Annotated in this window: 13 protein-coding genes; 4 read left to right on the top strand and 9 right to left on the bottom strand. The window is 38.2% G+C overall.

Annotated features, from left to right (window positions below; genetic code table 11):
• Positions 1-203: 203 nt before the first annotated feature.
• From QUE18_RS00300 to spoVG, 9 genes are all read right to left on the bottom strand, one after another.
• Complete coding sequence (locus tag QUE18_RS00300) at positions 204-914, bottom strand: ComF family protein (protein ID WP_009203182.1); 711 nt, start codon at positions 912-914, stop codon at positions 204-206.
• Between the two features lie 110 nt (positions 915-1,024).
• Positions 1,025-2,365 carry a replicative DNA helicase gene (gene dnaB, locus QUE18_RS00295; protein WP_008392252.1) on the bottom strand — a complete coding sequence of 447 codons (1,341 nt, stop codon included), beginning with the start codon at positions 2,363-2,365 and terminating at the stop codon, positions 1,025-1,027.
• Between the two features lie 12 nt (positions 2,366-2,377).
• Entirely contained in the window at positions 2,378-2,821 is a 444-nt protein-coding gene (rplI, locus tag QUE18_RS00290) for a 50S ribosomal protein L9 (protein WP_008392251.1), read from the bottom strand.
• Positions 2,822-2,824: 3 nt separating this feature from the next.
• Complete coding sequence (locus QUE18_RS00285) at positions 2,825-4,900, bottom strand: DHH family phosphoesterase (protein WP_009203183.1); 2,076 nt, start codon at positions 4,898-4,900, stop codon at positions 2,825-2,827.
• A gap of 258 nt (positions 4,901-5,158) precedes the next feature.
• Complete coding sequence (gene rpsR, locus QUE18_RS00280) at positions 5,159-5,413, bottom strand: 30S ribosomal protein S18 (RefSeq protein ID WP_008392249.1); 255 nt, start codon at positions 5,411-5,413, stop codon at positions 5,159-5,161.
• A gap of 16 nt (positions 5,414-5,429) precedes the next feature.
• Complete coding sequence (locus QUE18_RS00275; protein ID WP_009203184.1) at positions 5,430-5,873, bottom strand: single-stranded DNA-binding protein; 444 nt, start codon at positions 5,871-5,873, stop codon at positions 5,430-5,432.
• A 21-nt stretch (positions 5,874-5,894) separates the two neighbouring features.
• Complete coding sequence (gene rpsF, locus QUE18_RS00270; RefSeq protein WP_009203185.1) at positions 5,895-6,182, bottom strand: 30S ribosomal protein S6; 288 nt, start codon at positions 6,180-6,182, stop codon at positions 5,895-5,897.
• 92 nt (positions 6,183-6,274) lie between these two features.
• Complete coding sequence (locus QUE18_RS00265) at positions 6,275-6,466, bottom strand: DUF951 domain-containing protein (RefSeq protein WP_008392244.1); 192 nt, start codon at positions 6,464-6,466, stop codon at positions 6,275-6,277.
• Between the two features lie 125 nt (positions 6,467-6,591).
• Positions 6,592-6,879, bottom strand: coding sequence for a septation regulator SpoVG (spoVG, locus tag QUE18_RS00260; protein WP_008392243.1), 288 nt, complete (start codon positions 6,877-6,879; stop codon positions 6,592-6,594).
• 307 nt (positions 6,880-7,186) lie between these two features.
• Between spoVG and murC the strand changes: the two genes are divergently transcribed.
• The 4 genes from murC to QUE18_RS00240 all read left to right on the top strand — a co-directional run bounded on the left by murC (position 7,187) and on the right by QUE18_RS00240 (position 12,125).
• Entirely contained in the window at positions 7,187-8,572 is a 1,386-nt protein-coding gene (murC, locus tag QUE18_RS00255) for a UDP-N-acetylmuramate--L-alanine ligase (RefSeq protein WP_040344071.1), read from the top strand.
• 247 nt (positions 8,573-8,819) lie between these two features.
• On the top strand, positions 8,820-9,911 hold the full coding sequence (locus QUE18_RS00250; protein ID WP_009203188.1) for a DnaD domain protein: 1,092 nt from the start codon (positions 8,820-8,822) through the stop codon (positions 9,909-9,911).
• A 3-nt stretch (positions 9,912-9,914) separates the two neighbouring features.
• Positions 9,915-10,901 carry an ATP-binding protein gene (locus QUE18_RS00245; protein ID WP_040344061.1) on the top strand — a complete coding sequence of 329 codons (987 nt, stop codon included), beginning with the start codon at positions 9,915-9,917 and terminating at the stop codon, positions 10,899-10,901.
• A 54-nt stretch (positions 10,902-10,955) separates the two neighbouring features.
• Positions 10,956-12,125, top strand: coding sequence for a ribose-phosphate pyrophosphokinase (locus QUE18_RS00240; protein WP_008392237.1), 1,170 nt, complete (start codon positions 10,956-10,958; stop codon positions 12,123-12,125).
• Positions 12,126-12,143: the final 18 nt, after the last annotated feature.

Raw genomic sequence — 12,143 nt, 5'->3', positions numbered from 1 at the left:
TATTTTGTGTTGTTGTATGCGTGTTTATATCATAGTTGCTCTTACTCATGTTCTGTTTCCTTTCTATATTTTAATATACATAGATTGTATATTTAATCTATGTATATGTCAAGTGAAATGTGGCTTTCATCCCATACGCAAGCGTGTGGGGTTTCGCCACAAATTTATAACAAACCAGTACACAAAACACCATGACGGAAATATCAGGAAAATCCTTTTCCGATCGCTATGCAAAATACATAAACTTCCTGCACTCCCAATTGTTTTAACGCTGTCGTCACTGCTTCCGCTGTTGATCCTGTCGTATAAATGTCATCTATCACCAATATCCTTTTCGGCGTCCCTGCTTTCTGATATTCTTTCAAATTTCCACGAAAAGCTTTCTTTAAATTGTTTTTTCTCTCTCCTGGGCTTAATTGTTTCTGTGGTTTCGTATCATGGATTCTTTCCACAATCTTTGTATACATCGGTTGATCCAACATCTCTGCAATCCCCTTTGCAAAGATTTCTGCCTGATTAAACCCTCTCTTTCTTCTCTTTTTTTTATGAATCGGCACCGGAATTACCGCATCTGCTTTTAGTCGCAGCAATTCCCTGTATTTTCTTTTTCGAATTTCTTCCAAATAATACTGTGCAAATTTTCTCTCATTCTTATATTTGATCGCAGCCAGTGAATCAGTAACTGGTTTCTGGTAAATACATAACCCCATACCACGTTCAAAATTCTTCGGATGCCGTCTGCAGTCACTGCAATATTCTTTTTCCTGATTCTTCATTGATTTTCCACAAGAATAACATGTGGGTTCTTTGATAAAAATCTGCTTTTTACTGCATATTTTACAGATATGTTCTCCTTTGTCCAATAATTCTTTGGCACATAACGGACAGATCGGAGGAAATAGAAATGATAACATAAGATACCCCCTTATTCAATCACATCATTTGATCTTGTTTTAAAATTGTAGAACTTTGTTTTATTTGTATATTTTATCCAATTATACATGTAAGAAAAAGCACCCAAAAATTAATGTGGTGCTCTCTCTTTATTGCCAAATTTGGTGTATTGTCCGAGCCATACAAGCTCTACACTACCTGTTGAACCATTTCGCTGTTTGTCGACGATGATCTCTGCAATTCCTTTCTTCTCGGAATCTTCATTATAATATTCATCACGATAAATAAACATAACAACGTCGGCATCCTGCTCGATCGATCCTGACTCACGAAGATCTGATAGCATTGGCTTGGCTGGTTTTCTCTCTTCAACTCTTCGACTTAGCTGAGATAATGCGATCACTGGTGCATTCATCTCTCTTGCTAATGCTTTTAACGATCTTGAGATCTCTGAAATCTCCTGCTGTCTGGATTCAGAACGCTTACCACCTGACATCAACTGCAGGTAGTCGATAATGATCAGGTCCAGTCCATGAATCTGTTTGTATCTACGACACTTAGATCGTAATTCTGCAATCGTAATACCTGGTGTATCATCAATGATCAATGGAGAACGACCGATCGTTCCCGCACTTTCCATGATCTTCTCCCAGTCGGTTTCCTGAAGATCACCAGTACGGATAGATTGTGAATCTACCATCGCTTCCATCGCCATCATACGGGTTACAAGCTGTTCTTTCGACATCTCCAGACTAAAGATCGCTGTTGGAACGTGATCCCTGACTGCCGCTTTCTGTGCGATATTCAACACAAATGCTGTCTTACCCATAGCAGGACGTGCCGCCACGATGATCAGTTCTGATGGATGTAGTCCCGATAATTTGTAATCAAGATCTGTAAATCCTGTTGCAATACCTGTGACTCGCCCAGCAGAACTTGCCGCTTCTTCGATCGCATCCAGTGTATTTAACACAACTTTGTCAATTGGAACAAACTCTTCTCTTCCACTTGCCTGCTGAAGAAGTCCGAATACATTCTTCTCTGTGTGATCCAAGATCTCGGTCACATCATCTTTACCAAGATAACATTCTGTTGTGATATCTTCTGTAACTTTGATCAATTTACGAAGTGTTGCCTTTTCCCTGACGATCGTTGCGTATTGTTTGGCATTGGCTGACGTTGGAACAACTTCCAGAAGATCCCTGATAAATTCAAGACTCTTCATAGATTCCGGCACGTCTTTTTTCTTTAATTTATTCTGAAGCGTTACCAGATCGACCGGCTTTCCTTCCCGGTATAATTCTGTCATCGCTTCAAATAAGATGCCGTTCTGCTTCTGATAGAAATCATCGGCATTCACAATATCGATAACATCTGCGATCGCATCCCTGTCCATGATCATCGCACCGATCACAGACTGTTCTGCCTCCGGGCTGTTCGGCTGCACTTTCTTGATAAATGCTTCATCCATAAATATGCCCTCTTATTTTTCTTCTACTTTAACTCTTAATGTTGCTGTTACCTGTGGATGAACTTTGATCGCAACATCATGGAATCCAAGATTCTTGATTGGTTCACAATGCATTTTTTTCTTATCTAAATCATATCCTAACTGTTTCTTTGCTTCTGCTGCGATTTCTTTTGTGGAAATAGATCCAAATGTTCTTCCACCTTCTCCAACCTTCATCTTTAATACCAATTGTTTTTCTTCAATCTCTTTTGCTAAAACTTTGGCATCTGCTAATGCTTCTGCAGCCAGTTTATCATCATTTGCCTTTCTTAATTTTAGATCATTTAATGCTTTATTTGTAGCTTCAATTGCTAAATTCTTGCGGAATAATACATTTCTTGCATATCCGTTGTTAACCTCTACTACTTCATCTTTTTTTCCAACTGATTTTACATCTTCTAATAAAATAACTTTCATCGCTTATATCTCTCCTTTTGATATCAAGTATCGTAATGTCTCATGAATAATATTCTTGGCTTCTTCTAATGATACATCGACAAGCTGTGCACCTGCAACTGTCAAATGTCCGCCGCCTCCGAATTCTTCCATGATCTTCTGGACATTCACTTCATCGATCGATCTTGCACTGATATAGACTCTCTCATGAACACCTGTTAATACAAAAGATGCTTCAATTCCATCAATATCAAGTAATTCATTCGCTACCTGTGCGCCAATAACAGTAGGGCTGTCCACACCGATTCCTACCAGTGTTGCGATCGCGAACCTGCCATATAAGATCTCTGCTTCACTGATCGCTTTCGCACGGATTCTGTAAGTTTCCATGCTTTCTCTTGACATCTTTCTTACCTTTGTAAGATCAGCTCCATTTCTCTTTAGATATGCCGCTGCCTCAAATGTTCTGACACCTGTTTTATTCACAAAATTGTCCGTATCTACAAGCATTCCATAATACATGGCATTCGCTTCCATTGGCTCTAACTTTGGTTTTGAATCTACATATTGAAGAATCTCTGCTACCAATTCACATGTAGAAGACGCATATGGCTCTACATATGAAAGTACCGGATTCTTGATCATATCTTTATTCTTTCGATGATGATCTAAGATCACCGTTGTCTTTGTCTGACTTAATAACTGTTCACATTCTGTATAATTTGCATGATTTACATCCACTACGATCAATAACGTGTTTTCATCTGTGATCTCAATTGCTTGTTCGTTATCAATGAACATATCTTCATCATAAATACCACTTTTATTTAATTCATCAACCATCGCACGGACAGAGATCGTTACTTCATTCATAACGATATGTGCCTTTCTTCCCAAAGAAAGTCCAAGTCTGTACAGACCAACAGCTGCACCGATCGCATCTGGATCCGGAATCTTATGTGCCATGATCACGACCTTTTCCTTTGATTCAAGAAGTTCTTTTAACGCATGCGCTTTAACTCGTGCTTTGACTCGTGTGGTACGTTCCATAACCTCACAATTGCCACCATAATAGGAAATATCTTCCCCATCCTTGATCACTGCCTGATCACCACCACGTCCTAATGCCAGATCCATACCTGCACAGGCTGCTTCATAGTTTTCCTGATACGTATTTCCATTAATTCCAAAACTGATGCTTAATGTCATATGCATAGAATTCCCAAGATTGATCGTCTTGATCTCATCAAGAATCGAGAATTTGTTTTCTTTGATCTTGTCCAAATATTTCTGTTCAAATACAACAAAATATTTATCTCTCTCTGTTCTCTTCACAACCCCAGAGACATTCTGGATAAATTTGTTGATCTTACGATCTGCCACTGCGATCAGCATAGATCGTTTCACCGCATCAATATCATCAAGGATTTCTTCGTAATTATCAATATAGATTAAACCAATGACCATTCTCTGATTCTCATTTTGTTCCATATATTTCTTAAGTAATGTCTGATCAAAAAAATATACTGCGATCAGATCGTTGTCCTTAAGCATCTGTCTAGAACAACTGTTATCATTCTCATCAGAGAAATCTTCTACACGAATACGATTCATCTCTACTTTATAGAATAGCGTCTGTTCTTTTTCCTTATCTCCCTCTTTGCATTTCTTTTTATATTCAATATGAGAAATAGAGTGCATCACATCCGACGGAAGCAGATTACGGTTCAGGTTCGGAAAAATCTGTTGCAATGACTTTCCTCGGTTCTCTCCCACAATTTTATGAAATGCATCATTTGACCATATGATCATTCCATTCCCATCAAGCAGTGCATACGGAACAGGAAGCTGTTGTAACAAATAATTCTGCACCTGACTCTGCTCAAACATAAAATCCATACATTCTTTGATGATCTCTTGTTTGCTTCGGGAATAAATGATCATCTGAACAACTAAAAATACGACTAGTGAGACCGCTAAGATCACTCCACATCGAATATCCAAGAAAAAGAACACAATGTCTACAAAAGCCAGAATAAGCAATGCCCATAATGGTCCTTGAAGATACTGTTCTATCTTTGTTTTCTTCATAATGTCCATTTTTTTCTCCTGATTTGATTCTTACAATTATCCTTTATTATAACTCAATTGCATGAATTTGTACATTATATTTAACGAAAGCGAGATATTTGTTCAATTTACGCAATTTTCTTAATTATTTTGACATGTCTGTCGCAGTGCGATCTTGCCCGGAGGGCTTTTTGTATCATAGGGGATTCCATCGGAATTTCTATGATACAAAAAAAGAGCTATACCGCAACATACGTCACAATATAACTCTTCATTATCTGCTTAAAATTATTCAGCTGTATATGGCATTAAAGCTAAATGTCTAGCTCTCTTAATAGCTCCTGTAACAGCTCTCTGATGTTTAGCACATGTTCCTGTAATACGTCTTGGAAGGATTTTTCCTCTTTCAGATACGTATTTCTTTAATGTTGCTACATCTTTATAATCGATTACAGCATCGGCTTCTGTACAGAATGCACATACTTTTCTTCTTCTACGTCCGCCTCTTCTTCTCATTGGAGAATCGCCTTTTGTATAAGCCATGATTTCTACCTCCTATTTAACTAAATGGTAATTCTTCTTCCAAACCATCCGGAATATTCATAAAACCATCGCTTGCTGCGGCACTAGGCTGTGGCGCGCTTGGCTGTGGAACTCCCATATTACTGTTCTGGGCTGCAGTAGCTTTGCTCTCTGCAAAATCCTGCTCTTCGATCACAACTTCTGTTGTGTAAACTTTAACTCCATCACGGTTTGTATAACTACCTGTCTGGATTCTTCCAGAAACAACCATCTTAGTACCCTGTTTTAGATACTTCTCTGCAAATTCTGCTGTGCGTCCGAATGCCACACAGTTAATAAAATCCGCATCCTGTTCACCGTTTCTTTTGAATCTTCTATCTACTGCTAACGTGTATCTGACGATTGCCAAAGGTGTCTCACCTTGTGAATATCTTACATCAGGGTCCCTTGTCAATCTTCCCATTAATACTACTTTATTCATTATTCGGATCCCTCCTGTTAATTACGCATCCTGTTTAACGCATAAGAAACGTAATACAGTTTCCTCAATACGAAGTCTCTCTTCAAGTTCTGCTGGAACTGTAGTTTCGCCTTCGAACTGGATGAAATAGTAGTATCCTTCTTTCATCTTCTGAATTTCGTAAGCTAACTGTTTCTTACCCCATTCATCGACGTTAGTGATCGCAGCACCTGCTGTAGTAATCATTGCCTGAACTTTTTCAACCATAGCTGCACGTTCTTCGTCTTCGATCTTTGCACTTAAAACTAATGCTAATTCATATTTCATCATTACTTGCACCTCCTTTTGGTCTAGTGGCTCTTTCTTCGTGAAAGAGCAAGGATATTTTTATATACCACGAATAATTACTTTATCATAAACTTCTAATCTTGGCAAGCTTTTTTTATAAATCCTCTAAAATTTTTTTCAACCATCTTTCTTGGCACCATCACCTGTCTGCCACATCCAACACATTTTAAACGAAAATCCATTCCCACTCTCAGAATCTCCCATTCATTTATACCGCAAGGATGTGCTTTTTTTAATTTGACAATATCTCCGATCTGAAATTCCATCCATCAAACCTCCTTGTTCTGATCTATCTTTTACACTATAGTTCTGATTATAACAGAAAAAAGAACCAGGTGGTCAATACCCGATTCTTTTTCTACACTTTGAAGAAGAAGTTATTCTCTTAATCTTAGACTTCTGGCGCTGTTGCGTCAATATCCCCCAGATTCATTGCTTCATATTGTTCTAAAATTAAAGTCTGGATCATATTTCTTGTATCAGAATTGATCGGATGTGCAATGTCTCTATATTCACCATCTGCAGCTTTTCGGCTTGGCATTGCAATAAACAGACCTTTCTCCCCTTCGATTACTTTAATATCATGTACCACAAATTCATTATCGATTGTGATTGACACAACAGCTTTCATCTTACCTTCTTTGGCCACTTTTCTAATACGTACATCAGTTATTTGCATGTTGTCATCCTCCTAGTTTCTAATAATATAGCTAAAATTCGCTCTCCGGTCAGGCTCTGGTAACTTCTTCTTTCTCTTAGACCGTATATGCTAATTTTTATTATAACACTATTTTCAGCAAATGTGAACAAAAACTTGTTTTTTATCAGCTTTTTTATTATGACATTTTACTACTTTTTTCTCCATATTCTTATAGTACATATAATATTTTCCAATTTAATCTCCGTCTTGCAAGATTAGTTGCGGTGACTTATAATAAGGAAAACAATGAAACTATATCAACGATTGAAAGAAAGGGCACATGAAAATGTATCAGATAGATTTTAATAAACCAATTCATATTCATTTTATGGGGATCGGAGGAATCAGCATGAGCGGTCTTGCTGAGATCCTTATCAAAGAGGGCTTTTCGATTTCTGGATCCGATATCCATACTTCCGATATCATCAAACACTTAGAAGATAAAGGCGCAAAGGTTTATCTCAGCCAGACTGCTGATAACATTACAGATGATATCGATCTTGTTGTATACACAGCAGCGATCAACTTCGATACCAACGAAGAATATAAAGAAGCCATCCGCCGTAACATTCCTGTCATGAAACGTGCTACACTGCTTGGTCAGATGATGCATAATTATCAGAATGCGATCGCCGTATCTGGAACTCACGGTAAGACAACAACAACTTCTATGTTATCTTATATTTTACTTGCTGGTAACACAGATCCTACGATCAGCGTTGGTGGAATTCTTGATGCGATCAATGGGAATATCCGTGTCGGACATTCCGAGACATTCGTAACTGAAGCATGTGAATACACAAACAGTTTCTTAGAATTCTTCCCTAAGATCAGTATTATCCTCAATATTGAAGAAGATCACATGGACTTCTTTAAGGATCTTGATGATATCCGCCATTCTTTCCGTGAATTTGCCCACAAACTTCCTGATTATGGTTATCTGATCATCAACGGTGAAATTGAGAACATTGATTATATTGTGGACGGATTAAAGGCAGAATATGCAACTTTTGGATTAGAAAATGATTCTTATGACTATTGTGCAAAGAACATCGGGTATGATGCATTTGGACATGCTCGTTTCGATTATTACTATAAAGGAGAATTTATTGACCATATCCAGTTAAATGTCAATGGAGAACATAACGTGAAGAATGCACTAGCTGCCATTGCTGCTGCAAAACGTATCGGCATTGATGTTGATACAATGAAGAAAGGACTTCTTGGATTCACTGGCGCCAAACGTCGTTTTGAACTAAAAGGCACATGCAACGACTTCACCGTTGTTGATGACTATGCGCATCATCCAACAGAGATCCATGCAACTCTGGAATCTGCTAAGAATTATCCACATAACGAATTATGGTGTGTATTCCAGCCTCATACTTATTCCAGAACAATTGCATTCCTTGATGACTTTGCAAAGGCATTAAGCCTCTGTGACCACGTGATCGTCACTGACATCTATGCTGCCAGAGAAAAAGATACTGGTATCGTAAGTTCCAAAGATATCGTGGACCGCATGGCTGATTATGATGTAGATGTACACTATATTAAGGAATTTGATGACATTGAAAAATTTATTTTAAAAAATTGCAAAAAAAATGATCTGTTGATAACTATGGGGGCCGGAAACGTCGATTCTATCGGAAATTCACTCGTAAATAGATAGTTATCCACATTATCCACAGACTTGTACACAATTGTTGATAAACAAATCTGTGGATTTCTTTTGTCCTTTTCCACAATTGTAAACTCTATGTAAATGGCTTATTTCCATTGTTTTACGATTTTTGTCCACATTATCCACATTATCCACAGACTTGTACACAATCAGGGTGTGGATTTCCCTGGTATTTACAATTTCTCCAATCTGCGTTATAGTCAGATTAACGATAATAAAAGAAGGAGAGATTGCCATGAATTACATTAAAGTAACAACCACATATCCAACCGGTGGAACGCTGCTTCCAAACGCATTTGTTGATAATTATATGATCCGTGCGAACGGTGAATACATCAAAGTGTATATTTATCTTCTGCGTATGGTTTCTGACGGTGCAAACTTCAGCATTCCTTGTCTTGCAGATGTACTGGAACTTACGGAGCGTGATGTTACTCGTGCGTTAAAATACTGGGAGAAAGAATCCCTCTTACGCATGGAGCTTAAAGACGGCGAGATCAGTTTTATAGAGCTTCTCCCTGTCAGTGGCAATCCACATTCTCCTGCACAGACTACAAAACAAGAAGACACAGCCCAAGCTACTTCTTCAGCAACTTCTAAGACTACTGTGAAGGATCAGACGATCACTGGTGCTGAACCGATTCCTGCCATGAAGACGCTTTCTCCTGCAGAACTTCAGCGTAAGAGCGAAGATGAGCGTTTTTCTTATCTTCTCTACGTATGTGAGATGTTCTTAGGAAAGCCATTAACTTGTACGGATATGAACACTTTACTTTACATGTATGAAGATCTTAGAATGTCATGTGAATTGATCGAATATCTTGTAGAGCATTGTGTATCAAATGGTAAGAAGAGTTTCCGTTATATGCAGTCTGTAGCGATCAACTGGTACGAAGCAAATATCAAAACTCCTGAAGAAGCGAAAGCATACAGCAAGAATTTTCGTAAGGAATATTATTCTATCATGCGTGCATTTGGATTAAATCAGAATCCAGCCCCTGTTCAGGAAGAATATATGAAACGATGGCTTGAAACTGATGGTTTTGATCTTGCACTGATCATTGAAGCTTGTAATCGTACGATCAATGCGATCAACAAACCTAGTTTTCCATATGCAGATACGATCTTAAAGCACTGGAAAGATAACCACATCGTAACATTGGAAGATGCGAAAAACTTCCATATCCGGCAGAAAGCACCAAAGACTTTCGCTAACAATAACAACCAGAGCAATATGCATAACTTTACGCAGCGTGATTATGATTTTGATGCGTTAGAGCAACAGCTTTTACAGAAACAGTTCGCGGATGAACTCATGGAGAACTAACTTATGTCATTATCAAATAACGATTATCAGGATATCATGCGCCAGTATGAGGAAAGACGGCTTTCTAATTACCGTCTCCATGAACAGCGCAAGAAAGATATATACACAACAATTCCAGAGATTAAAGAACTTGACCGGCAGATCACTGCCAATTCTATTTCTCTCGGAAAGCAGCTGATCGTCCGGGATGATCCTGCTTTGAGAGAAGAATACCGTATAAAGAATCAGGTGCTGATCAGCCAGAAACAGGCTCTCTTAAAAGAAGCCGGATATTCTTCTGATTATCTGGAACCGATCTACTATTGTAAGAAGTGTAAGGACACCGGATATATTGGACAGGAACAATGTTCCTGCTTTCATCAGGCGATGATCGATCACCTGTATTCCGGTTCTAATATGGCTAAGATTTTAGCACGGGAGAATTTTCAGACCTTCCGGGAAGATTATTATTCCGACCAGATGACCAAGCAAGGTCTTCCAAGCCCTAGACGTAACATCCAGAAAGTCGTGGAACACTGTAAAACCTTTATTTCCAAATTTCCAAATCATGACAACATTTTATTTCAGGGTTCCACTGGTGTTGGGAAGACTTTCTTAAGTCATTGTATTGCAAAGGAAATCATGGACCGCGGTTTTACCTGCGTCTATATGACAGCTTTCCAGCTGTTTGATACTTTGGCAAAGCATACATTTGGCAAAGGGAAGGATATGGAACAGGAAACATCTGCTAACCTGATCTTTCAATGCGATCTATTGATCATCGATGACCTTGGAACTGAGATGATCAATAAATTTGTGATCTCACAGTTATTTCAATGTTTGAATGAACGATTGATCCAGGAAAGATCAACGATCATATCCACAAATTTATCTCTGCAAGAATTCAGAAATACTTATTCTGAACGAATTTTTTCAAGGATCATTGAGAATTATTCATGGCAGAAAATCTATGGAGATGATATCCGTTTCAAAAAATCGAACTTGACGTAACTTATTTATAATGTTATAAAAAACTATAGAACAATATACGAAGGAGATAGTATCATGAGACGATCTGACCGTAACTTTACTAAGATTCCAGACGGTAAACTTGGAATCATTGCCCTTGAAGGATGCAAAGAACTTGGAAAAACAATCGACAACTATATCATCCAGTGGAGATCTGAAACTTACAAAGATTTCAAAGACTCTGTTGCCTGTGATGGATATTTAAGAGATACTTATCTTTTAGATGCCAGTTGCCCACGTTTTGGTTCTGGAGAAGCTAAAGGTATCATTCGCGAATCTGTTCGTGACATGGATTTATACATTATTGTTGATGTATTAAACTACAGCGTAACTTACTCTTTAAGCGGACGTGTAAACCACATGTCTCCAGACGATCACTATGCTGACTTAAAACGTATCATCAGTGCTTCCGCTGGAAAGGCTAAGAGTGTTAATGTTATCATGCCTTTCTTATATGAAAGCCGTCAGCATAAGAGAAGTACACGTGAATCTTTAGACTGTGCAGTTATGCTTCAGGAACTGATCAGCCTTGGTGTTGATAATATCCTAACTTTCGATGCACATGACCCTCGTGTACAGAATGCAATCCCTATCAGTGGATTTGATAACATCCAGCCTACTTATCAGTTTGTAAAATCATTAGTTGAACAGTGTGATGATGTTCACTTTGACAACGACCACTTAATGGTTATCAGCCCAGATGAAGGTGCTATGCAGCGTGCGATCTACATGGCAAACGTTGTTGGTGTTGATGTTGGTATGTTCTACAAACGCCGTGACTATTCTACTGTCATTGACGGACGTAATCCTATCGTTGCACATGAATTTCTTGGTGACTCCTTAGATGGTAAGGATGTTCTGATCATCGACGACATGATCTCTTCTGGAGAAAGTATGATCGACGTAGCCAAAGAATTAAAACGCAGAAATGCCCGTCGTGTATTCTGCTTATCTACATTTGGTTTATTTACAAACGGATTAGAAGTATTTGACCGTGCAGTTGAAGAAGGTATTATTGAGAAGGTTATCACAACTAATCTTACTTATCAGACACCTGAATTATTATCTCGTGACTGGTATGCATCTTCTGACGTATCCAAATACGTTGCACTATTAATTGATACATTAAATCATGATGCATCAATCAGTGATCTGTTAAACCCAACAGAACGTATCAAAGAATATCTTGAAAAAAAGAATATGTAATATATAGATAAAGACTTC

This window comes from Anaerostipes hadrus ATCC 29173 = JCM 17467 (assembly GCF_030296915.1).
GTDB classification, from domain to species: domain Bacteria; phylum Bacillota; class Clostridia; order Lachnospirales; family Lachnospiraceae; genus Anaerostipes; species Anaerostipes hadrus.
Note: the sequence above shows the minus strand (reverse complement) of the source record. Positions and strands in the feature narration are given on the sequence as shown.